This window comes from Pradoshia sp. Z6_59, from assembly GCF_058267515.1.
On the sequence record NZ_JBZCPP010000001.1, the window covers coordinates 136,041 to 158,121 of the forward strand.

The 22,081-nt window shown below is 37.4% G+C and carries 25 protein-coding genes and 1 riboswitch; of the genes, 15 read left to right on the forward strand and 10 right to left on the reverse strand.

All coding sequences use genetic code 11. The annotated features are described in order from the left end of the window. Positions 1–440: 440 nt before the first annotated feature. The 3 genes from AC4D4B_RS00730 to AC4D4B_RS00740 are packed head-to-tail and all read right to left on the reverse strand — an operon-like array spanning position 441 to position 2,744. Positions 441–2,090, reverse strand: a complete 1,650-nt coding sequence (locus AC4D4B_RS00730) for a b(o/a)3-type cytochrome-c oxidase subunit 1 (protein WP_490999048.1) — start codon at positions 2,088–2,090, stop codon at positions 441–443. A gap of 5 nt (positions 2,091–2,095) precedes the next feature. Then, positions 2,096–2,572: a cytochrome c oxidase subunit II gene (locus AC4D4B_RS00735; protein ID WP_490998893.1), complete on the reverse strand. Its 477-nt coding sequence runs from the start codon at positions 2,570–2,572 to the stop codon at positions 2,096–2,098. Positions 2,573–2,594: 22 nt separating this feature from the next. Next, entirely contained in the window at positions 2,595–2,744 is a 150-nt protein-coding gene (locus tag AC4D4B_RS00740) for a cytochrome c oxidase subunit 2A (protein WP_066107311.1), read from the reverse strand. A gap of 313 nt (positions 2,745–3,057) precedes the next feature. Next, positions 3,058–3,174: riboswitch (purine riboswitch) on the forward strand. 135 nt (positions 3,175–3,309) lie between these two features. Here AC4D4B_RS00740 and AC4D4B_RS00745 point away from each other — a divergent pair. Further along, positions 3,310–3,900, forward strand: a complete 591-nt coding sequence (locus AC4D4B_RS00745; protein ID WP_490998894.1) for a xanthine phosphoribosyltransferase — start codon at positions 3,310–3,312, stop codon at positions 3,898–3,900. Continuing rightward, a complete protein-coding gene (locus AC4D4B_RS00750) occupies positions 3,891–5,207 on the forward strand; it encodes a nucleobase:cation symporter-2 family protein (RefSeq protein WP_490994123.1) in 1,317 nt (438 codons plus the stop codon). Before AC4D4B_RS00745 ends, AC4D4B_RS00750 begins: the two co-directional genes overlap by 10 nt. A gap of 340 nt (positions 5,208–5,547) precedes the next feature. Here the strand turns inward: AC4D4B_RS00750 and AC4D4B_RS00755 are convergent, their stop codons facing one another. The 3 genes from AC4D4B_RS00755 to AC4D4B_RS00765 all read right to left on the reverse strand — a co-directional run bounded on the left by AC4D4B_RS00755 (position 5,548) and on the right by AC4D4B_RS00765 (position 6,799). After that, on the reverse strand, positions 5,548–5,976 hold the full coding sequence (locus AC4D4B_RS00755) for a spore coat protein (RefSeq protein ID WP_490994124.1): 429 nt from the start codon (positions 5,974–5,976) through the stop codon (positions 5,548–5,550). Positions 5,977–6,009: 33 nt separating this feature from the next. After that, on the reverse strand, positions 6,010–6,441 hold the full coding sequence (locus AC4D4B_RS00760) for a spore coat protein (protein ID WP_490994125.1): 432 nt from the start codon (positions 6,439–6,441) through the stop codon (positions 6,010–6,012). A gap of 130 nt (positions 6,442–6,571) precedes the next feature. After that, entirely contained in the window at positions 6,572–6,799 is a 228-nt protein-coding gene (locus tag AC4D4B_RS00765) for a spore coat protein (protein ID WP_490994126.1), read from the reverse strand. Between the two features lie 451 nt (positions 6,800–7,250). Here AC4D4B_RS00765 and AC4D4B_RS00770 point away from each other — a divergent pair, with 451 nt between their 5' ends. The 8 genes from AC4D4B_RS00770 to AC4D4B_RS00805 all read left to right on the forward strand — a co-directional run bounded on the left by AC4D4B_RS00770 (position 7,251) and on the right by AC4D4B_RS00805 (position 15,145). Further along, complete coding sequence (locus AC4D4B_RS00770; RefSeq protein ID WP_257469017.1) at positions 7,251–7,382, forward strand: hypothetical protein; 132 nt, start codon at positions 7,251–7,253, stop codon at positions 7,380–7,382. Positions 7,383–7,581: 199 nt separating this feature from the next. Then, positions 7,582–7,707 carry a hypothetical protein gene (locus tag AC4D4B_RS00775; protein ID WP_490998895.1) on the forward strand — a complete coding sequence of 42 codons (126 nt, stop codon included), beginning with the start codon at positions 7,582–7,584 and terminating at the stop codon, positions 7,705–7,707. 110 nt (positions 7,708–7,817) lie between these two features. Continuing rightward, positions 7,818–11,459: a dynamin family protein gene (locus AC4D4B_RS00780; RefSeq protein WP_490998896.1), complete on the forward strand. Its 3,642-nt coding sequence runs from the start codon at positions 7,818–7,820 to the stop codon at positions 11,457–11,459. Beyond that, positions 11,431–12,270, forward strand: a complete 840-nt coding sequence (locus AC4D4B_RS00785; RefSeq protein ID WP_490998897.1) for a sulfurtransferase — start codon at positions 11,431–11,433, stop codon at positions 12,268–12,270. The genes AC4D4B_RS00780 and AC4D4B_RS00785 overlap by 29 nt, the downstream gene beginning before the upstream one ends. A gap of 90 nt (positions 12,271–12,360) precedes the next feature. After that, a complete protein-coding gene (locus AC4D4B_RS00790; RefSeq protein WP_490998898.1) occupies positions 12,361–13,251 on the forward strand; it encodes a 5'-3' exonuclease in 891 nt (296 codons plus the stop codon). A 147-nt stretch (positions 13,252–13,398) separates the two neighbouring features. Then, the gene (locus AC4D4B_RS00795) at positions 13,399–13,863 is read left to right on the forward strand and encodes an NUDIX hydrolase (protein ID WP_490994131.1); all 465 of its coding nucleotides are present in this window, start codon (positions 13,399–13,401) and stop codon (positions 13,861–13,863) included. A 137-nt stretch (positions 13,864–14,000) separates the two neighbouring features. Next, positions 14,001–14,270, forward strand: a complete 270-nt coding sequence (locus tag AC4D4B_RS00800) for a DUF6123 family protein (RefSeq protein ID WP_490994132.1) — start codon at positions 14,001–14,003, stop codon at positions 14,268–14,270. 140 nt (positions 14,271–14,410) lie between these two features. Next, the gene (locus tag AC4D4B_RS00805; protein WP_490998899.1) at positions 14,411–15,145 is read left to right on the forward strand and encodes a DUF5694 domain-containing protein; all 735 of its coding nucleotides are present in this window, start codon (positions 14,411–14,413) and stop codon (positions 15,143–15,145) included. Between the two features lie 224 nt (positions 15,146–15,369). Here AC4D4B_RS00805 and AC4D4B_RS00810 read toward each other — a convergent pair whose 3' ends face one another. Beyond that, positions 15,370–15,765, reverse strand: a complete 396-nt coding sequence (locus AC4D4B_RS00810) for a VOC family protein (RefSeq protein ID WP_490998900.1) — start codon at positions 15,763–15,765, stop codon at positions 15,370–15,372. Positions 15,766–15,815: 50 nt separating this feature from the next. Beyond that, positions 15,816–16,211, reverse strand: coding sequence for a reverse transcriptase-like protein (locus AC4D4B_RS00815; RefSeq protein ID WP_490998901.1), 396 nt, complete (start codon positions 16,209–16,211; stop codon positions 15,816–15,818). Positions 16,212–16,341: 130 nt separating this feature from the next. Here AC4D4B_RS00815 and AC4D4B_RS00820 point away from each other — a divergent pair, with 130 nt between their 5' ends. Further along, a complete protein-coding gene (locus AC4D4B_RS00820; RefSeq protein ID WP_490998902.1) occupies positions 16,342–17,007 on the forward strand; it encodes a reverse transcriptase-like protein in 666 nt (221 codons plus the stop codon). 8 nt (positions 17,008–17,015) lie between these two features. After that, positions 17,016–17,231 carry a zinc-finger domain-containing protein gene (locus AC4D4B_RS00825; RefSeq protein WP_490994137.1) on the forward strand — a complete coding sequence of 72 codons (216 nt, stop codon included), beginning with the start codon at positions 17,016–17,018 and terminating at the stop codon, positions 17,229–17,231. Positions 17,232–17,255: 24 nt separating this feature from the next. Here the strand turns inward: AC4D4B_RS00825 and cspD are convergent, their stop codons facing one another. Then, the gene (gene cspD, locus AC4D4B_RS00830; protein ID WP_066107270.1) at positions 17,256–17,456 is read right to left on the reverse strand and encodes a cold-shock protein CspD; all 201 of its coding nucleotides are present in this window, start codon (positions 17,454–17,456) and stop codon (positions 17,256–17,258) included. Between the two features lie 210 nt (positions 17,457–17,666). Here cspD and AC4D4B_RS00835 point away from each other — a divergent pair, with 210 nt between their 5' ends. Beyond that, positions 17,667–18,653: an HD-GYP domain-containing protein gene (locus tag AC4D4B_RS00835; RefSeq protein ID WP_490998903.1), complete on the forward strand. Its 987-nt coding sequence runs from the start codon at positions 17,667–17,669 to the stop codon at positions 18,651–18,653. Positions 18,654–18,746: 93 nt separating this feature from the next. Here the strand turns inward: AC4D4B_RS00835 and metA are convergent, their stop codons facing one another. Further along, positions 18,747–19,655: a homoserine O-acetyltransferase MetA gene (gene metA / locus AC4D4B_RS00840; protein ID WP_490994139.1), complete on the reverse strand. Its 909-nt coding sequence runs from the start codon at positions 19,653–19,655 to the stop codon at positions 18,747–18,749. 152 nt (positions 19,656–19,807) lie between these two features. Here metA and AC4D4B_RS00845 point away from each other — a divergent pair, with 152 nt between their 5' ends. Then, complete coding sequence (locus AC4D4B_RS00845; protein WP_490998904.1) at positions 19,808–21,496, forward strand: formate--tetrahydrofolate ligase; 1,689 nt, start codon at positions 19,808–19,810, stop codon at positions 21,494–21,496. Between the two features lie 36 nt (positions 21,497–21,532). Continuing rightward, entirely contained in the window at positions 21,533–22,039 is a 507-nt protein-coding gene (locus AC4D4B_RS00850; RefSeq protein ID WP_490994141.1) for a hypothetical protein, read from the forward strand. Positions 22,040–22,081 lie beyond the last annotated feature (42 nt).

Below are 22,081 nucleotides of genomic sequence, written 5' to 3' on the forward strand. Positions count from 1 at the left end.
GTAGCAGTTTAAGTGCTTGACGGCGCTTTTTTTATTGCTGACAAGGTTTGGCTTGTTCACTTGCTATGGAGAATGTATGACTTGGGAAGAAAGAGGTTGATTATGATGGTTGGAACGGATGAATTAGTTTAGCTCAATCCTTAAATAAATCGCTCAAAAGCCATTTTTTAAGCTCAATTAGGCTCAGAAATGCTCACTTATTTTCCTGTTCGCACAATTAAATCTGAAATCGCTCATATATTTAAGATTTCGCTCAATAATGGCTAACTAATCAATTTTTCTTAGATTAAATAGGATGCTTGTTACTTTAAGCCCGTTCACCAATATATGAAAATCCATTTTTATAACAAATAAACTCCCAAATATCAAAATTATTAAAATAGCAGATGCAGAAGACATATTTGTCATCCGCATCTGCTAAAGTTTTTGTCATAGCACCTTTACCAGAGCTTATATCCTTTTGATCCAGGAGGGGCATTTTGAATCATGTCTACAAATGGCAGGGTATAGGCAAGAATGATTAAAACTGCTGTAATACCAATCCATAGCTTCCAATTTTCAAGGATGAAAGGTGTATTCTCAGCCTTTTCTGATACTTCACCAATCGGAAACTCTTCATCACCTTTAGGGGCAAAGAAAGCTAGATTAACGAAAATAACTAAAATCAAAATAATACCAATGAAGAGGATGGAGCCTCCTACGGCCTGAGCGATTTGATATGGAATCCATTCAGCTGCCTGAGCGGAACCGCCATATGTGGAGTAGGAAGATCTTCTTGGTGCACCCAGCAGACCTGCAAAATGCATGGCGCCTGACATAAAGGTCATCCCAACTGCCCATGTCATCGCCTGGATGATGGCTAATTTATTCATCTTTTTAGTAAGCTTACGGCCAGTTAAATGTGGAACCAACCAATACATAGCGCCAAAGTAAGTCAAGACAACAGAGGTAGCAAGTGTTAAATGGAAATGTCCTGTTACCCAAATCGTATTATGTACAACCTGGTTCAATTGGTTGGAAGCATTGACAATTCCACCTGCACCAGCAGGGATAAAAGCAACCATTCCGATAAAAGGAACCGTAAAGCGCGCATCACCCCAAGGAAGGGCTTTAAACCAACCAAAGATTCCTTTATAGCCTTTTGCACGCCCTGCACTTTCAAAAGTGGCGAACATAGAGAAAGCTGTCATTAAGGATGGAATGATGACCAGGAATGTTAAAATTACCTGTAAAAATTTCCATGCAGGATCAATCCCAGGCTCCGTTAATTGATGGTGGAAGCCAACAGGTACAGAAAACAGTAAGAATAAAATAAACGATAATCTCGCTAATGAATCAGAGAATATTTTTCCGCCAATTACTTTCGGAATGACGACATACCAAACCATATAAGCCGGCAATAACCAGAAATATACGAGCGGATGTCCAAAATACCAGAATAACGTACGGCTAATAAGAACATTAATAGAATCAACCCATCCAAGTGACCATGGAATGATCTGTACCAAAACAGTAGCCGCCACACCTAAAGTAGCTGTAAACCATAATACATTATTGATAATCACCATAAAGGATAATAATGGGCCGACTTTACCCTTATTTTGTTTTCTCCAGTTAATATAAGCTGCAACCATAGCTCCGCCATCCAGCCAGCTTCCCACTACAACAAATACCAATCCAAAATAAAAAATGGGATGAGCCTGTAATGGCGCATAAAAGGTATAGAGGACGGATGCTTCATTAAGTAGAATCATAGTAGCTGACATAGCTGTACCGATGGTCATCATCCAGAAACCAATCCAACCAACCGTTCTTGCCTTTTTAGATAATGTTCCGCTTGTTTTGCTGATTGCTGCAAATTGAAAGCCCATTATAAAAAATGTAGTCAGTATAAGTCCAAGTAAAACACCGTGAACAGTAAGAACTTGATAATATGTAATCCCTGCAGGCAAAGTGTATTTTCCAGAGCGGACAAGCACCTGTAAAAGTCCAGCGAATCCACCTAGCGCGAGTGCGATAAATGCCACATAGAAGTGGGCCATTGCGAGCTTACCATCAGCTCTGTTTACTTTAAGATCAGTTTGAGTCATATTCATTAGTCAACCACCTCGATTTTAGACATCATCATGGCATGGCCCGTACCACAATATTCATTGCATAAAATTAAATATTCACCGGTTTTATCGAATGTCTTTGTATATTCATTCACATAGCCAGGCTCAATCATCATATTGACATTCGTTCCTGCCACTTCAAATCCATGAACAACATCCGTTGAGGTAGCCATGAATTTTACAGTTGCACCTTTAGGAATTTGAACTTCACCTGGGTCAAATTTAAACGCGGAAACAACGAATACTAATTCGTAATCCCATTCTTTCCCTTCAACTTTATGTAAACCCGGTTTATCAAAAGGTTTAGTTTCTGTTACTTTTTCCGGATCGATCGTCACCAGACAGCTTGCCGGTTGGTTTCCATCATAAAATGCACTGACCCCTAATACAGTTAAAAATACAAAAAGTGCTGTTACCCCTAATATAAGCCATATCTTTTCAAATTTATGGATATGCATGACCGATAATCTCTCCCTTCTTCTACAGACGATCTAAAAATAAAAAGTAAACGCTTGCCCATACAATTAAAATGAATGCCCCAAGTGTTAAGACAGAAATCAATGTTCCGGAAAGATTAGTTTCTTCGTTCTTCTTAACCTTGACGGGTACGTTTAATTTAGTTTTTGCCACTTTTTTCTCCCCTCTCGAAAATAATGGAAATGTGCTTTGAGTATATTCTACTAGATAATATTGGAAATGGATGATGGTTATTTCATTTTCACAAATCGTTCACCAATAAGGTTATTACTGTATTAATAGTGTAAAATTGATATAACAAGCGTTTTATGGGTAGGATGAATGAAATAAATATGGCTGAATTGTGAAAAACAGTTTCTTTATAGAAGATTCGTCTTTTATTTGGACACAAATATTGGACAATATAAAAGTAGTTTTTGACGAAAAAACACTTTGCAAACGAGTATTTTGTTGATATAATTCTCAACATACTAATTACATACGCACTCATATAATAGCAGGGATATGGCCTGCGAGTTTCTACCAGATTACCAGTGTGGTTCGCCACCGAAATGATCTGACTATGAGTGGGAAACAAGCGCTGAGTTTAATGCGCTGTTCATATTTGTCCGGATATAAAGGACCTATGAATTGTTGTACCCACTTTTAGGTAGGTGACAATTTGTAGGTCCTTTTTATTTGTGCTTTTATTTGAAGCAAGAGAATGGAGGAGTAAATTTTGAAATTGTTAAAAGCTAAGATTATGGAGGAAGGGCAAGTTCTTTCAAGTGAGGTCCTAAAGGTAGATACGTTTTTAAATCATCAATTGGATCCTGAATTGATGGTGGCAATAGGGAAAGAATTTGCGACTAGGTTTAAGGATGCTGGGATTACCAAAATTTTGACCATCGAGTCATCCGGAATAGCTCCATCGGTTATGGCAGGGCTTGAGCTTCAGGTTCCAGTTATTTTTGCCCGCAAGAAAAAATCATTGACTCTTCAAGACGACTTATATACGTCTACTGTTTATTCATTTACGAAAAAAGAAGAAAATACGATTTGCATTGGCCAAAAGTTTTTAAATGAAGAGGATATTGTATTAATCATTGATGATTTCCTGGCAAAGGGACAGGCTGCTTTTGGATTGGTTGATATTGTGAACCAAGCGAACGCTGAAATTGCCGGACTGGGAATTGTGATTGAAAAATCCTTCCAGGATGGCGGTAAAATTTTAAGAGATAAAGGGTATCGTGTTGAATCACTCGCTCGTATCCAATCCCTTGAGGAAAACAAAGTAATCTTTTTGGAGGAAAACAGCCAATGCAAATGAATAAATGGAAAACCGCTTCACTGGGTATCCAGCACGTATTAGCTATGTATGCCGGAGCTGTTGTAGTACCATTGATTGTTGGTGGAAGTATTGGCTTAACCCCGGAGCAACTAACACATTTAGTTTCAATCGATATTCTGATGTGTGGAATCGCGACACTGTTGCAGGTATGGAAAAATCGATTCTTTGGTATTGGGTTGCCTGTTGTCCTTGGCTGTACATTCACGGCTGTGGGTCCAATGATTGCGATTGCCGGAGAATACGGAATACCGGCTATATACGGAGCTATTTTAGCTTCAGGATTGTTTGTTATTTTAGTAAGTAAGTATTTTAGTAAGCTGTTAAAATTTTTCCCTCCGGTTGTGACGGGATCAGTAGTAACGATTATTGGGATGACTTTGATTCCGGTAGCTATGAATAATATGGCTGGCGGGGAAGGCTCGAGTGATTTCGGTTCAACATCTAATATCCTGTTGGCATTTGGTACATTGCTATTTATTATTATTCTTTATAAGTTTTCAACAGGTTTTATAAGAGCCATCTCTATTTTACTTGGATTAATTGCAGGTACAGTCGCAGCAGCTTTCATGGGAAAGGTGAACTTTCAAGCTGTAATCGATGCCGATGCTCTCCTAACTCCTACTCCTTTTTATTTCGGGATGCCGACCTTTGAATGGGCTCCAATCATAACGATGATTCTCGTGGCACTTGTAAGCTTAGTAGAATCAACAGGTGTTTATCTTGCTTTATCTGATATTTGTGAAAAGGATTTAAAAGAAGAGGATTTTGCTAAAGGTTATCGGGCAGAAGGGTTAGCGATTGTGTTCGGTGGTATCTTTAACTCTCTTCCTTACACGACATTTTCTCAAAACGTTGGATTAATCCAAATGTCCGGTGTACGTTCCAACAATGTGATTTATACGGCAGGTGCATTTCTAGTCCTGATTGGCTTCAGCCCAAAAGTTGGAGCAATCACGACAATTATACCTTCATCCGTACTGGGCGGAGCGATGGTAGCCATGTTTGGAATGGTGGTAGCCGCAGGTATTAAAATGCTGAGTCAAGTAGACCTTCACTCTCAGGAAAACTTGCTGATTATTGCATGTTCCTGCGGAATAGGTCTTGGGGTATCTGTTGTCCCGGAAATGTTTGCTAATCTGCCAGATACATTGAAAATCCTGACTGAAAACGGGATTGTGGCTGGAGGAGTAACTGCGATAGGATTAAATCTATTGTTTAATGTAATCTACAAAAAGACCCAAAAAGATAGTCCACTGATTCAAAATAAAGAAGAAATAATTTATTAATTTGATTTATTTTGAGGTAAGTTTATCTATTTTAATACCTGAAAACTGTTGGAATTGTGCGCAGTCCTATCAAATTACTGAAAAGGTAGCATTCATTTCGGTCAACAACATACAGAATAATTAAAGAGATATGAAGAATCAAAGGATATTTCTTTGATAGAGTATAACTCTGCAAGAAGGCAGAGGGAGCTCCATGGCGAAAGTGTAACTTACCGGCTTATTAGTAAATTTCCAAGAGTTCATTTCAAAATAGTGATTAAAAAGTAAAAAGACATGAGCTAGTCATGTCTTTTTGCTTTATTATACAGGTTATTCATCTTTAGTATCTTAAGCATTATCTTTACCCAATATCAAGTCTAGCAACAATAGCCACAAGAATTTGGATTAATACTTGAATATTTAAAGCTATTTGAGTATCCGTACTTTCTACCCTCACACACTTTGAACCAGTGATGATTGTTTTTTGTGTATTTCTTTGTTTAGTTTTGAAAAATTGTTTTAGATCTTGAACTACACCTTTTCCAGCTTCATTATCTCCAACTGATATACTAATAACAATCGCGATTGCTACTTGAATAGCTGCTTGTAAAGATAATGCTACTTGAGTATCTGTTGTATGCACTTCTACATCCTCTGAGTCCTTGACGACGATCCATTCATAGGATTGCTGTGTGATTGATGCGATTTGATCAGCTTCTTGTGTGACTTCCGCATCATCATCATTCTTACAATTGAAATTATCTAAAGCTCTCCAATTCTTTTCACTCATTTTTCTTCTCACCTCTTATTTTAATTTTAAAATTTACGCGATATCTAATCTGGCTACAATAGCTAGAAGTACTTCCAGCATTACTTGAAGGTTTGCAGCGATATCTGTGTCAGTAGTTGTAACCCTAACGTCCCTTGAATTTTCGATATGAATTTTCTGTACGCTCTTTTGCTCAGAATCAAAGTGCTGAAGAAGGTCTTGAACAACACCATCGCTGTCATCTGAATCTGCAATTGAAATTTCAATTACTAATGCGAGTGCGAGCTGCAATGCTAATTGCAGGGACACTGCTGCTTGAGTTTCTGTAGTTTGAACAAACACGTTACCTGAATCCTTGATAATGATTAATTCATCTGATTCTTGGATTTCAGTAGTGAACTGATCAGCGTCCTGGGCTATCTCTGCCGAGTGTCGCTTGTCCTCATCCCTTTCACTTTCATAATTGTCACCAAAATAATTTGACATTTTTCTACCACTCCTTTGTGATTTAGTCTTTATAAAATATGAGGCTGTCCTTTGTTTTGATTGGACAAAAAGCTCAAATGTGTTTGTCCAGCGAAAAAAAAACGCCTGCTAATCAGGCGTTTTAAAATCATTAATTTTCATTGTTTTTGTTATCCTCGGTTGATGATGATTTTACAAATGTTTCTACTTGGTTAGTCAAGTCACTAACTAACTCTTTTATCATTTGCTTTTGTTCATCGGATAACTTTTCTTTAGCCTTCTCAGCGTTAATTTCATTTTTTCGAAAAAGATCACTTACCAGTAAATTAATAAGCTGCTGAGGGATCAACTGTGGGGATTTATTCTGGTCATCACTCACAAATTTCACTCCTTTTATTAAAATATAATCAGAATCATCATATGTAGGTCGTCAATATTATTCCTGTACAATCTACATAAAATCAGAACAGATAAAAGTAAATAGGCATATGCATTGATAAATGCATATTTTCGAAGTGGTTTACAGTTTTAATAATGAACAAAGAGAGAGGATAATTGAGTACTTCTGTAAAGTTAATGAATGTACAATGAATGATTGTCATAAATATGCAAGATTCTTTCTGAATATATGGAAATATTCGCTAAAACACTTGATCCTTTGAAATCAAATTCCTGCTTGAGGGAGACATGCCATTTAAACAAGATATAATAGAGAAGTTAAAAGAAAAAGGGTTATATATATAAAGGGAAATTGAAGTAATATACTCTAAATTAGGAACCAGCAACCACCATATTACATATACTGTATGTAAAAAAGGTGGATACACCATATGAAAAAGTATTATTGCATTCATTGCCATTCATTACATGAGATGCTGAAAGTCTGCCATGTCTGTGGACAGGACCGATTGAAGGAAATTTTTATAACGATTCAGCATAATGAAAAGAAGAGCGGCAATTAACCGGATAAATCATGAACAATCTGTCTTGGTATTCAGGGGAGATTGTTTACCTTTTGTTTAGAACTTACATAAAGCACAGGAGTGTTTAGGTAATATCTGTTTTGAATAGAATTTTGATTGAAAATGATTATCATTGATGATACACTGGAATTATAATGAGAGACGTTATCAATTAACTACATGACAGGGAAGGTGCATGATGATGGTTTGGGTATTTGTAGGTGCAACGGTAACAGCCTTTAGCGGAGTCATGGTTCATGTTTTAAATAATGTAGCAAATCCTAAAGTTATAGCAGCTCAATCACAAGCTAATCAAAGTATGTAAGTTCAGACAAACGTCTGGACTTATTTTTTTACCTAAATAGATATTTATGTGCAACTATTCCAATTTTCGATAAAATAGATAGATAAATGATTATTGATAAGGGGATAAGTATGAGACTGCATACAAGGGAAGTAACACTTAATCAGCTTTACGCTATTTATAAGTACTTTGAACAAGATGGGGATCAAGTACGGGCACAAAAAACGATCGATATTATGAATAAGGTCAATGATAATGAGTATAGTCTGGCATTTTGCGGACATTTTTCGGCCGGAAAATCTACGCTTATTAATTATATTTTGAAACAGCCGATATTGCCTTCCAGTCCCATTCCGACAAGTGCTAATATCGTGAAAATACGGAGCGGCAATGGAGAAGCCAGGGTCACTTTAAATGATCAAAAATGTCTAATCTTTCAGCCGCCAATTGATTTTAACAAAATTAAAGAATTTGCGAAAAACGGCGGTTCTATTCAAAAAATCGATTTAATGATTCAGAATTTTCCATATGCAGACAACTTAGTCTTATTGGATACACCAGGGATTGACTCAACTGATGAAGCCCATGAATTGTCGACTGCTTCCTCATTTCATCTGGCTGATGCGGTTTTTTATGTGACCGATTACAATCATATTCAGTCAGAAATAAATTTTCAGTTTACAAGAGATCTCGCACGTATGGGGAAAAGAATATATGTCATCATTAATCAAATCGATAAACATCAGGAGGATGAGCTTTCTTTTACATCTCTTAAACAAAGTGTAAAGCAAGCTTTTAAGGATTGGGATATACCAGTAGAAGAGTTTTACTTTACTACTATGAAAGCGGAGGATCATCCCTTTAACCAAGCTCACCGTGTCACTGAAAAAATAGCTGAATTAGCTGGTATTGCGCCAGCTTATGATGTGAATTCACTTCTTAACCATTTAATAACGGAGCATCTAAATTGGAAAGAAGCGGATTCCAATCAAGCCAGAAATCATCTGGAGCAGCAGCTGCATGACAAACAGAATCATCACTTGTTAGAAATTATTGATTCTGCTGAAAAATTTAGTAAAAGCATTATTAATTTCCGTGAGCATGAGGAAGATAAATTTGATGAACAAATTGGGCATATTATCGAAAATAGCAATATCACTCCATATGAATCCAGGGAACTGGCGAAATCATATTTGGAATCAATGGTTACATCTTTTAAAGTCGGGAGAATATTTGGAAAAAGTAAAACAGAACAAGAAAAAGAAACTCGTAAAGCTAATCTGATTCAAAATATTAAACAGCAGACTGAATCGACAATTTTGTGGAATTTAAATGAATATTTTCAAAGAATGATGAACGATTATCCAGGACACAAAGAGGAGAGTCAGAATATCATCCAGTCATTCGACTATGATATTCCCTATGAAACGATCATTGAGGTAGATCAGTTAGCTTCTGTTACCAGTGACTTGGTGTTGAATTTTTCCAAGGATTTGGCATCTTCCATTAAAAAAGCTGCGGGCAAGCAAGCGTTAACTCTTTTCAATACCTTGGTGAGTCAGTGGGAAGAGGAAAGAGAGCAGCGTCTCACCCAGGTGAAGGAGGAATTAAAGTCGGACCATTCTATTCTTCACATTTGGCAGGATTGGCAAGTACAGCTGACTAATCAGAGGAGCTATAAAGATAAAATTATGAATGAGTTGACTAAAAGATCCAGATATACCATTACAGAAGTCATGGAATTCCTGCAAAGCCAGCAAATAGAGGGTTCAATTGTGGAGATGGATATTAAAGAAGTTAAAGATATTGAACCTGAGCCAAAGCCTGAACGGATTATAAAAAAAGTGGAGACGGCACAGCCGATTTATACATCTGAGCAAGTGGCTTTAAAGCTGCAAAAAGCTTCCCAGGCTTTGAACCACTTACCTGGTCTTGAGAAATTAGCGCAGGAGCTGAAAAATAGGGCAGATTCACTGATGAATCAAACTTACACTTTAGCTCTCTTTGGTGCTTTCAGTGCAGGGAAATCCTCATTTGCCAATGCACTTTTAGGAGCAAACGTTTTACCCGTTTCACCGAATCCTACTACCGCTGTCATTAATCGTATTTTGCCGCCAACGAGCCTACATAAACATGGTACTGCTACCATTCATGCTAAGACGGAGACCATGCTGCTCGATGATTTAAATGAACTGTGGTTTGAGGATGGTTTAAAAGTACAGGATCTAGCGATGGCAAGGAAACAGGCGCAAACCATGCTCAAGAAACAAAGCTATGCGCTAGGATTAAAGGTTTCTTTCCTGGAGGCATTTTTAAAGGGGATTGACTCCTTTGAAGAAAATCTTGGTAAAAGTTTTGCCGTTTCATTGGATGAGTTTTCTGTGTATGCAATAGATGAAACAAAATCATGCTTTATCGAACGCGTTGATTTATATTATGACTGTGATTTAACGCGAAAAGGCGTTATTTTAGTTGACACTCCCGGAGCGGATTCTGTTAATGCGAGACATACAGGTACCTCCTTCAATTATATAAAGCATTCAGATGCGATTTGCTTTATTACGTATTATAATCACCCATTCGCACGGGCTGACCGAAATTTCCTTGATCAACTGGGACGGGTTAAGGATTCATTCAGTATGGATAAGATGTTTTTCCTTTTGAATGCGGCTGATTTGGCTGAAAATCTGGAGGAGAGAAAGGTGGTTGAGGATTATTTACGCAGTGAATTGCAAACTTCAGGAATCCATCATCCACGGATTTATCCAATTTCAAGCCGTGCAGCGCTACAACAAAGGACTGAAGAACTCAATTCAGGAAATGAGGCATATATCGAGCTGTTTTCCCATTTTGAATCAGCTTTCTATTCATTTATTCAGGAGGAGCTTAAAGGTATATTAGTTAATGCAGCTATGCTGGATTTGGATAAGGCACTTCAGCTTACCAGTCGACTTGTCGAGCTGTCCAATGAAACCGAGGAGCAGAAGACGAAAAGACGTGTCCAATTGCATGAAAACTGGGAGCGAGTGTTAGCGATATTAAATGAAAAAAGATTTACTCATGAAATGGCCAGGATGAAGCAGGAAACAGAAGAATTGATTCATTATAGTAAGCAAAGGATTAACCTGAACTTCCCGAATTATTTTAAAGAATTTTTTAATCCCGGTACATTAAAGGACCATCGGCAGTCCCTTTTAGCCTGTACGAATCGTTTACTTGATCAAGTCAGAATTGAATTGGCCAATGAAATACAGGCTACATCCTTGCGTTTAGAGGTTATGGTCAAAAAGACCATGCATGATACCTATGTCCAGTTAGTTCAAGAGATTCAAACCATCCATAAAGATTGGTCATTCAGTGAGCCTAAGTCAGATTTACAAAACGAATATAATACCGACCGAGCGCTATTAAATTTAACGGCAGATGATTTCAAAGAAGAACTGAGACTTTTCAAGGGTACCCAGCATTTCTTTGAAAAGAATGGTAGAAAACCAATGGCTGATGCCTTTTTGGAGAAGTTAAACGACTATCTAGATGTTTATTATACAGATCAACAGAACAAATTGTTTGAGCATTTTGAATCAGCCATTCAGTATATAAGTCTTTCATTAATTGAGGAGATGAAAACCGAAGGCAATGAACGATTGAAAAGTATGGAATTGACATTAAACAAGAAATCTAATCCTCAAATTTACCTGGAGGCTGAAAAGCAAATCAAGTTAATTTTAGAATCGGAGGAGGAGAATGCAGTTGCAGCTGGTAAAAGAGTCTGAATGGTTATTTGAACATTTGAGTGATCCTGATTTACGTATCATCGATTGCCAATTCCATTTATCCAATAAAACAGCGGGACGAGAACAATATAGAGAATGCCATATACCGGGAGCTGCTTTTATGGATGTTGCTCAGAATCTGTCCGGTCCGATTAAGGAACATGGAGGAAGACACCCTCTTCCTGCGAAGGAAGACTTTATTGAAATAATGAAGTCCATCGGAATACATGAACAGACAGCCGTTATTGCTTATGATGGCGGCGAGGGAGCATTTGCCGGTCGCTTTCTATGGTTAGCCCAATTATTCGGGTATGAGCGTGTATATGTGCTGAATGGAGGATTGAAGGCTTGGCTGGAGAAAGGATATCCGGTAACCAAGGATATCCCTGTGCTGACATCAACAGATTATACCCCTGTCTTGAATAAGAATCTATTAGTCACTTACCCTGAGGTGAAAGATTGGACAGAGAATGATAGATCGGGTTATTTAATAGATTCCAGAGAATCAGACCGCTATAAAGGAATCCATGAGCCGATTGATCATAAAGCCGGGCATATACCAGGCGCTATAAATATGGTATGGACTGAAAATTTTAGGGATGGTAAATATTTGCCTGTACCAGAGTTGGAAAAACGTTTTAATCAATTGAACAAAGATGAGCCAATCATTGTCTATTGCGGTTCCGGTATTACAGCAACTCCTAATTATATTGCACTCAAGGAAGCAGGTTTTACGGATGTGAAAATCTATGCTGGCAGCTTTAGCGATTGGATCTCCTATCCGGAAAACAAAATAGAAACGGACCAGTAATTTGATTTGATGGGAAATTTTTAAGAAGAGAATAAGGTCCGGATATGGTACAATCTGATAACATAGAATCAGAACATCAGGGGGATTAGGATGAATCAAAATAACAATACATTATTATTAATAGATGGTTTTAACTTACTTAGCAGAGGGTATTTTGCGACCGCTTATGGGAAAACAGAAGATCAATTATATCGAAATAAAAATGGGATTTATACGAATGCACTGCGCGTGTTTTTTCAAAAAATGTTCAGCCTTATTAAAACTCACCAAGTAACGCATTTAGCTGTAGCTTGGGATGTAAAGCGTGAAGAGTCTTCTCGCAGACAAAAATTTGATTTTTACAAAGCGACACGCGGAGAATTACCGGCACCGCTCATTATGCAATATGAAACATTGCGTTCAAGTCTAGAGCGGATTGGTGTTAAGCAGCTGTCTGTGCCTTCCTATGAAGCAGATGATGTGATTGGTGCGATTTCTACGATGTGGAGTACGAATAACATGGGGAAATGCTTAATTTACAGTAATGACCGTGACCTGTTTCAATTGCTGAATGAGCATACGAGTCAAATTATCGCCAGTAAAACAGGAGATCGTGTTTATACTATTGAAGATTTTCGTGAGGATTATGGAATAGAATCAGCGCAATGGGTCGACGTGAAAGCACTGCTGGGCGATACAAGTGATAATATTCCGGGCTGCCCTGGTATTGGTGAAAAGACAGCTTTACCACTTATCCAGCATTACCAAACGCTGGAGGGGCTATATGAACAACTGGAATTATTAGATCCAAAATTCAATCGATGCAAGAAAAAGCTGGCGGCAGGACAGGAATCAGCCTTTATAAGCAAAGAATTGGCCCAAATTATTTGTCAAATAGATGTATTTGAGGATTGGACTCATGAACATCTCATGTATGAGATTAATCATGATATTCTAGCTGATGAACTGGAAGAATTAGAATTAAAAATTCGTGTCAGCTAAAAATATATTGATTAGCTATGATCGAGCTTTATGCCTGAAGGTTTAGGGCTCGATTTTTTTATTTGAGATTGATTCATATAAACATGCAAAATCTTCGCTGTTACATTTATTAGTATTATAGACCGGAAAATAAAAGGAGAGATGAGATTGGGCTATATTGAAGATTTAAGAGCTGTTGTGGGTCATCGTCCCTTAATATTAGTTGGATCAGTTGTCATTATTTCTGACCAGGAAGGCAGGCTGTTGTTACAGCAAAGAAAATTTCCGAAGGAGTCGTGGGGGCTTTCAGGAGGTTTAATGGAGCTGGGAGAAACGACCGAAGAAGTAGCCCGGCGTGAAGTGATAGAAGAAACCGGCCTTACACTCGGGAAGCTGCATTTTATTAATGTATATTCCGGACCGGAGTATTTTGTAAAGGCTGCTAATGGAGATGAGTTCTATTGTGTGACGATTGCGTATTATACAAATGAATACGAAGGTGAATTAATTGTAGATGAAAGAGAATCTATAAAGTTTGAATTCTTTTATCCTCATGAATTACCGGAAAGAATCGTTAAAAGCCATAAAAAAATCATTGATGAATATTTATTAAAATTGGATACCGATAAATAAGGAAAGGTTCCATTCATGTAGAAGTGCCCTGACTGATCAACCTTTTTCAGACAATTCGACAAAAACCTGTATTCAACTTTTTAAAAATGTTTTACAATAAAAGAGTAATTTTGTGAAGGAGTGTGTTTGGGGGATACATGGAAAAATTAGAAGACTATATTTGTAGATTATCTTCGAAAGGATTTCGTCTTGGAGAAGAGGCAATAGGATTTATCTATTTTGGAAAACAGTTGACTTCAGCACCAGACTGGATCGTAAACATTGCACTGGAAAATACATTAAAAGCTCAAAAGAGATTTGATGGAGGTTTTTATATATCGCTGCTGGAAACCTTGGTGAATGGTAAAGTTTCCAACAGAAAAGAAGCAGATCAATTAATGAAGGAACATGGCTTACAGGTATCTTGATTTCAATAAATCAAGGTATTTTTTTGTGGCTATTAAACCATATATAAACTAGTATTTCCAGCTTTATTGCAAAAAGATAGCTTTTTAGGCAGGATTTCTCCTAAAGATTGTCTAATAAATGGATGATTAGGAGGGATATCATGACGAAAAAGCCAAAATTAATGATTCTCGGAACTTTTCATTTGAGATATACACCGGATTTCCATCGCGGAGATTTCGATGAGTCTTTCATAACGGATCAGCAAAGGGAAATTGAAGCAGTCGTTAAATGTCTGAAAGAATTTAAACCGACTAAAATAGCCCTTGAAGTCGTAAAAGAAGAACATACTTCGCTAAATGACGAGTATGATAAATATCTGAATGGTGAGTTGAGAAATGAGGTCAACGAAATCCACCAATTTGGATTCAGGACTGCTGCTGAATTGGGCCATAAGGAGGTTTATGCGGTCGATTGGATGGAGTCAGTAGGAAATAGAGGGATTGGGCAAGTTTATGATTGGGCTAAAGAAGAACAGCCAGACAAATATAAACATATTACTGAGTATTACTGGCCAAAGCTACACATGAATTATGATCAGATAAATATTTATGATTCAATTAAGATGAGCAACACAGATTCAAGAATTAGACTTGAGCATGAAATGTACATGGCGGTCGCCCAAATTGGTAAAGGAAATGAATATATCGGGATTGATTGGCTTAGATGGTGGTATCAAAGGAATTTGATTATTTATTCTAATCTTACCCAAATAGTTTCATCGCCTGACGATAGAATTCTTTTAATCATAGGTGCAGCCCATATTCATTTGGTGACTCAGTTTATCAAAGAAAGTGGCACAATGGATGTAATGCCTGCTATAAACTATATAGAATAATCAATCTAAACTAATAAAAAGTTTTCGAGGTTATTAGTTTTTACATTAAACTGCCAGCAATATCTAGAATGGCTATGAAAAGACATTAAAATATCTTTTTTATTTTTTTTATCATACTGCAGCAATAAATGGTTCAAGGGGTTGAAAAAGCAAATAAATCGGGAAAAGTAACGAAGATGGTTGATTATTAACATAGCAAAACAAAAGACCCCACTATGAGGAGGTCATGGTGCCACTAATTCAACCTTAATTCGGTCCGGATCCTCAAAAAATACAGCGTAGTGATCTTCCCCACCTGCAAATGGATGTTGATCCTGATAAAGAATTTGTACTTTCTTTTCTTTTAATTTTTTAGTAACATCGTCTACCTGTTGCCTGGATTTGGCATGGAACGCCAAATGGTTTAAGCCCGTTCGACATCTGTGATATGGGATATCCATATATTTTTCCTCTGTCTGAACGAGGACTATATAGGTATCCCCGATTCTAAAGCTTTGACCGCTGTCCCAATCCTGGTATAGTTCATATCCTAGTTCAGCTAAAAGCCAGCCCCAAAAGTCAATAGATTTATCTAAATCTGATACATTAATTTCAATATGATGGATAAGCCCTTTTGACAATGATTTTTCCTCTTTTCTATTTTTATTCCATACTGTTTAAAACCGAATAATTATTTCTGCTCGTTCATTTGCACAGCCTGTCGGGATAACAGATCAGCTGATTTGTTTTGCGATTCTGGAATCCATTTGATGAAAAATAAGGAGAATTGAGACGAAAGCTCCAGTGCCTGATTGAGTAATTGTCTAAAGGGTTCTTTCTTTACAAACTCTTTTTCCATCGCGTCCGCCACATGCTTTGAATCGGTACGAACAGAGATCACGTCATACTTTTTATCCAGGCATATTTTTAAAGCATGGATCAAGGCTAAGTATTCAGCTTCATGATTATTATGAATGCCAAGGGGTATGGAATATCGGTGGACTTCACCATCTGCTTTTATAAAAATACCGGCACCGCTTGGACCTGGATTTCCTTTAGCTGCGCCATCTACATATACTTCTATCATATGAAAACATCCTTTCAAGTTAAAAAGTACATGAATTTTTATTAAATGTCTACTGTCATAGTTTTAGTGGTATCAGGATAATTTATATATAATGAATTAATTGTTTAAAGGATTGGGAAGGGAGAAAGAAATGAACGTAACAGTAAAGGGCATCTATAATAAATCGAAAATACCTCCTGTAACATTCACATCAGAAGAAATGGAAAGTCAATTTGCCTTAAAGCTTGTCAATGATCTCGAAAGCACGGGAAGATGGCGAGATTTCATTTTTATTGATGAACTGGGACAGGAATGGACAAAGAAACAGTTTCAGAAGCTGACAGAGGAAATAAAAGAATCTCCACAAAATGTAACGATATATTTTGATGGAAGTCATAGACCGGGTGAAACCTTTGCGGGAGCTGGCATCGCAATTTATTACACACAAAATAATAAAAAGTTTCGCGTACGGAGCAATGAAGTCTTTGATTATATAGAGGACAATAATGAAGCAGAATATTGTGCACTATTAGCAGCTGTCAAAAGGCTTGATGAACTGGGGGTTAAACATCAAAAAATTATGATAAAAGGAGATTCTCAGGTTGTATTGAAACAATTAACAGGAGAATGGCCTTGTTATGAAGAAAATTTAAATAAGTGGCTGGATCGAATCGAAGAACAGCTTAAGAATCTTGGCTTGCACTTTGAGACAATGGCAGTTCCAAGAAAAGAAAATGAAGAAGCACATCGGCTGGCATCACAGGCACTCGAGGGAATTGAGGTAGACAGTCAACTCGAATTACCAAAAATGGGGTGACATGATCAATGAATAAGAAAAAGGCGAAAAAAGAAGCGCTTAAACAGGTTGATTTTTTGTTAAGTACGTATTGTGAGGGCTGCTTTTTACACAAACAGCTTGTCCGCGATATTGGCCGCACTCATGCACACCGTTTTTGTATCAATCAGTGCACAGTTGGTGAATCATTGAAACATATAGGCGGAAATTTGAATAAGAAAACAGAAAAGCCGCCTATCCAATAGGCGGCTGTTAATTTTGGTCCATTATTAGGCTTTTTGTACGTTAGTAGCTTGAGGTCCTCTTTCACCATCTACGATTTCGAAAGTAACTTCTTGGCCTTCTTCTAAAGATTTGTATCCTTCACCTTGAATAGCTGTGAAGTGTACGAATACATCATCTCCGCCTTCAACTTCGATAAAACCAAAACCTTTTTCGTTGTTAAACCATTTTACTTTACCGTTTTGCATAGATTGATTCCTCCTAAAACTGTGGCTCATAAGCCAATTGCTATTTATCATAAACTTTAGATAAGTCATGATAATTTCAATATACAACATTCAAATATACAGTGTCAAAATGGATTTTAAAAAATATTAAAAATTTTTAAGAGCTTACTGGGAAATTGGGTTAATATGGTATAATTGTGAAGTGGAATAAAACATATGTCGGGGTGTCTGATGGATACACATCATACTGGTTTTTCTAATTATTTGTTGGAAAGTATTTATATGAATCAATTACAAAAAGAAATAAGAGAAAAGGTGGCGCGAAAAACACCTTCTATCAAAGATAATGGGGAATTCCGAATGATGACGACGGAAGAGGTTTCTTTATGCATGGATCAAGCATGCACGGATATACGGTATATATTTAAGGATATAAATAGAAGTGGAGAAATTTCCGTCAGTCGGGTGAAACAGGAGATTATCCCTGTGATCAAGAGTGCATCATCGAGTCCGCGAATTTTTGAATTACTTCATCAAACTAAACGTAAAGAGGAGTATACATACTGGCATTCCATTTGCGTGGGAATATTATCCGGCATTATTGGGAATTGGTTGAGATTACCTTTAGATCAGCTGGAAGACCTTATGATTTCTGCTGTTTTGCATGATATCGGCAAAGCCATGATTCCTGAAAATATCTTAAATAAATCAGGTAAACTTACCTCTCACGAATTCAATATAATGAAACAACATACCGTCTATGGACACGAACTTTTACGCAGTCTCGATCATCTCCCTGATTCGGCTGCCATTATTGCCTTGCAGCACCATGAAAGGGAAGATGGAATGGGGTATCCCCATGGATTAAAGGGAAATCAAATTCATTACTTTGCTAAGATTGTCACCATAGCAGATATTTATCATGCGATGTCCTCAGAAAGAGTTTATCATGAAGCAACACCATTTTATTTAATCATCAAACAAATGCAAAATGATGTATATGGAAAATTTGATGCCCATATTTTATTGGTATTCATGGAAAGATTACTCCAGGCGCTGGTGGGCAAAAAAGTTATGCTGAGTAATGGTGAATATGGTTGGATTCTTCTCATGAATCGATATAACCCACTTAAGTCTTTAGTAAAGACTGATAGAGGAATTATAGACTTAATGGCATTTAGGGATATTGAAATCGTTAAGATTATCAATGAAGTATAAGAGAATTTTAGATACTGGAAGAAAAAGACAGCTTGTAGGCTGTCTTTTATATTATATTTTATATAAAAACTTCTAACGCAAGCGTACTAATCATTATTTCCATTGATAAGGTGTAGTCTGATAGACATAATAATTCAGCCAATTAGAAAATAGAAGACTTGCGTGGCTTTTCCATGTATGAAATGGAAGCTGGAGCGGGTCGTCCTCAGGAAAATAATTTTGAGGAATAGGGGCACCTGAGCCCTTTGATAAGTCACGTTTATATTCCTGGGACAAGGTTGCCAAATCATATTCTGGATGGCCGGTTACCATAATTAAACGTTTATCCTTTGAAGCGACCAGAAACAAACCAGCTTCCTCTGATTCTGCTAAGACAATTAACTCCTCATGATTTCGGATCTCCTCTGCTTCAATATCCGTATATCTGGAATGCGGAGCGTAAAAAACATCATCAAATCCTCTCACAAGACTTTCGAATGGTTTCAATACTTTATGCTTATAAATGCCTGTACATTTTTTATTTAATAATTGCTTTGATATTCCGAAATGATGGTATAGGGCTGCTTGAGCTCCCCAGCAAATATGAAGGGATGAGGTTACATGCTCCCTTGACCAATCCATTATATTGATTAACTCATTCCAATAATGAACTTCCTCGAAGTCCAGCTTTTCAACCGGCGCACCAGTAATAATTAAGCCGTCGAAGCGCTTGGTTGATATTTCTGGGAAGGTTGAGTAGAATTGTTCCAAATGTGAATGGGGCGTGTTTTTACTTTCGTGCGTTTCCATTCGTAAAAAGGTTATTTTGACCTGAAGAGGAGTATTGCTAAGTAAACGAAGCAGCTGTGCTTCAGTTTTCTCTTTTTCAGGCATTAAATTTAAAATGAGAATATTTAAAGGTCGGATATCCTGACTGAGTGCTCTGTTATCATCCATTACGAAAATATTTTCTTCTTCTAAAATTTGTTTGACGGGTAGTTTATTTGGAATCGTAATCGGCAAGATACGGACCTCCCTGTTTTGTTTTAATTTTCAAAATATTAAATAATATTACCATTGTATTCATATTTTTGAGAGGTTGTAAATAATAATGTGTGTTTGATATATATTTTTTGTTAAACTAATTATGACTATTGATTTTTAGGGGGCTCAGCATGAATTTGGACACAATTGTAAAAAGTGACATCGAGATTGCTTTAAATGCAAAAATGAAACCCATAAAAGAAATTGCTGAAACGATTGGATTAAATGAAGAAGATTGGGAAGCTTATGGGAAATACAAGGCAAAAATCTCTCTTGATGTATTAAAATCCCGCAGCACTAAAAAGGATGGGAGATTAATACTTGTTACTTCCATCAATCCTACTAAAGCCGGGGAAGGGAAATCAACGGTAACCGTTGGTCTTGGAGATGCATTTTCTCTTCTTGGAAAAAAAGCAATGATTGCGATGAGAGAACCTTCTCTTGGACCAGTTATGGGGGTAAAGGGTGGTGCAACCGGCGGCGGTTATTCACAGGTACTCCCAATGGACGAAATTAACCTGCACTTTACTGGTGATTTACATGCGATCACGACAGCAAATAATGCATTGGCTGCTCTGATTGATAACCATATTCAGCAGGGAAATGAACTGCAGATAGACCCGCGGAAAATTATTTGGAAAAGGGTTCTTGATATGAATGACCGTGCCCTTCGGAATATTGTAATCGGGCTTGGCGGGGACAAGCATGGAATACCCCGTGAAGATGGCTTTGATATAACCGTAGCATCTGAAATCATGGCAATCCTTTGTCTCGCGACAGATTTAGATGACTTAAAAGATAAATTAGGGAAGATTGTGTTTGGATACACCTATCAGGGTACCCCTGTTTCTGTTTCTGACTTGGGTGTAGAGGGGGCTTTAACTTTATTGTTGAAGGATGCTTTAAAGCCTAATTTGGTTCAGACTATTGAACATACGCCTACACTTATCCATGGCGGTCCGTTTGCCAATATTGCACATGGATGTAACAGTGTGCTTGCTACAAAAACAGCCCTTAAGCTAGCTGACTATTGTGTAACAGAAGCAGGATTTGGTGCGGATCTTGGGGGAGAAAAATTCTTAAATATTAAGACAAACGCTGCGGATCTTACTCCGGATGCTGTCGTTATCGTGGCAACCCTGAGAGCCTTAAAGATGCATGGTGGCGTACAATCGGATAAATTAAAAGAGGAAAATGTAAATGCGATTGAATTGGGGTTCCAGAATTTAGTGAAGCATTGTGAAACGATTCAAGCTTTTGGATTGCCTTTTATCGTCGCTTTAAATAAATTTTCTGCAGATACTGCTGCAGAAGTGGAACGATTCAATACTTTATGTCAACAACATGGATTACCTTTCTCTTTAACAGAGGTGTGGGAAAAAGGTGGGCAGGGTGGATTGGACCTTGCAGCAAAACTTGATGATATTATGAAGGAGAACACCAATACATTTAAACGTCTATATGAATCAACGGATTCCATTCAAGAGAAGATTGAAAAAGTCGCAAAAACTGTATATGGGGCAAAAAAGATAGAATATTCTCCTGAAGCTCAGCAACAAATACATAAATATGAATCAGAAGGATGGGGGCAGCTCCCGGTTTGTATGGCTAAAACCCAGTATTCATTATCGGACAATCCAAGTCTGTTGGGAAGGCCTGAAGGATTTACACTATATATCAAAAAGCTAAAGCCTTCTGTAGGAGCAGGTTTTATTGTAGTACTTACCGGAGATATTATGACTATGCCTGGATTACCTAAAAAACCAGCTGCTCTAATGATGGATGTCGACGAGAATGGAAATGCGGCTGGATTGTTTTAATCGGGGTAGATAGATTTGTAAAACGGGGGTGATCTCATGTTTGATCCATCAGTTTTTGAAAACCTGAAAGTAGTAGTTGAAGGTGCCTTTTACGATCTGGACTTAGAAGGCGAGTTAGCTATTATAGATAGGCATGATTATGTCGACTTGGCCTATATGTCAAGGATTTTTGAGATTAGTTCAAGGCTAGATGCTTCAATGGAAAAAGCGGTTGAATGTACACTTACTTTAAGCGCAAGTTTACAAGCCTTCTCGTCAGAAAAGCTATCATCCATAACGAAACGCGAGCCGGGATGTGATCTTAAAATTAAATTTAGATATATTGATCCTGAGCATCCTCTGCGCAATATTCATATTTTGAAGCAGATTTGGGATAAAGGGTACCATTACCGGGTTTTTAAACATTCTCCGATTGGATTTAAACATGAAGATCCTTTCGTAACGATTGAAATTAAGCAGGATAAGCCAATTTATGAGGATGAAATTGATCAATTGCATACCTATGTCAGCCAAATCCATCATATACTGAAAGCAGAAGGTTAGATTTTTTCAGTAAGAAAGTAAAACTTGATCAGTCATGTATTT

Bases quoted from the DNA above. Each gene is read 5' to 3' on its own strand.
- AC4D4B_RS00820 (WP_490998902.1), top strand. From the start codon at position 16,342: ATGAACGTAACAGTAAAGGGCATCTATAATAAATCGAAAATACCTCCT.
- AC4D4B_RS00785 (WP_490998897.1), top strand. From the start codon at position 11,431: ATGCAGTTGCAGCTGGTAAAAGAGTCTGAATGGTTATTTGAACATTTG.
- AC4D4B_RS00805 (WP_490998899.1), top strand. From the start codon at position 14,411: ATGACGAAAAAGCCAAAATTAATGATTCTCGGAACTTTTCATTTGAGA.
- AC4D4B_RS00730 (WP_490999048.1), bottom strand. From the start codon at position 2,090: ATGACTCAAACTGATCTTAAAGTAAACAGAGCTGATGGTAAGCTCGCA.
- AC4D4B_RS00735 (WP_490998893.1), bottom strand. From the start codon at position 2,572: ATGCATATCCATAAATTTGAAAAGATATGGCTTATATTAGGGGTAACA.
- AC4D4B_RS00780 (WP_490998896.1), top strand. From the start codon at position 7,818: ATGAGACTGCATACAAGGGAAGTAACACTTAATCAGCTTTACGCTATT.
- AC4D4B_RS00835 (WP_490998903.1), top strand. From the start codon at position 17,667: ATGGATACACATCATACTGGTTTTTCTAATTATTTGTTGGAAAGTATT.
- AC4D4B_RS00755 (WP_490994124.1), bottom strand. From the start codon at position 5,976: ATGAGTGAAAAGAATTGGAGAGCTTTAGATAATTTCAATTGTAAGAAT.
- AC4D4B_RS00800 (WP_490994132.1), top strand. From the start codon at position 14,001: ATGGAAAAATTAGAAGACTATATTTGTAGATTATCTTCGAAAGGATTT.
- AC4D4B_RS00750 (WP_490994123.1), top strand. From the start codon at position 3,891: ATGCAAATGAATAAATGGAAAACCGCTTCACTGGGTATCCAGCACGTA.
- AC4D4B_RS00845 (WP_490998904.1), top strand. From the start codon at position 19,808: ATGAATTTGGACACAATTGTAAAAAGTGACATCGAGATTGCTTTAAAT.
- AC4D4B_RS00815 (WP_490998901.1), bottom strand. From the start codon at position 16,211: ATGATAGAAGTATATGTAGATGGCGCAGCTAAAGGAAATCCAGGTCCA.
- AC4D4B_RS00850 (WP_490994141.1), top strand. From the start codon at position 21,533: ATGTTTGATCCATCAGTTTTTGAAAACCTGAAAGTAGTAGTTGAAGGT.
- AC4D4B_RS00770 (WP_257469017.1), top strand. From the start codon at position 7,251: ATGAAAAAGTATTATTGCATTCATTGCCATTCATTACATGAGATGCTG.
- AC4D4B_RS00790 (WP_490998898.1), top strand. From the start codon at position 12,361: ATGAATCAAAATAACAATACATTATTATTAATAGATGGTTTTAACTTA.
- AC4D4B_RS00775 (WP_490998895.1), top strand. From the start codon at position 7,582: ATGATGGTTTGGGTATTTGTAGGTGCAACGGTAACAGCCTTTAGCGGA.
- AC4D4B_RS00825 (WP_490994137.1), top strand. From the start codon at position 17,016: ATGAATAAGAAAAAGGCGAAAAAAGAAGCGCTTAAACAGGTTGATTTT.
- AC4D4B_RS00760 (WP_490994125.1), bottom strand. From the start codon at position 6,441: ATGTCAAATTATTTTGGTGACAATTATGAAAGTGAAAGGGATGAGGAC.
- cspD (WP_066107270.1), bottom strand. From the start codon at position 17,456: ATGCAAAACGGTAAAGTAAAATGGTTTAACAACGAAAAAGGTTTTGGT.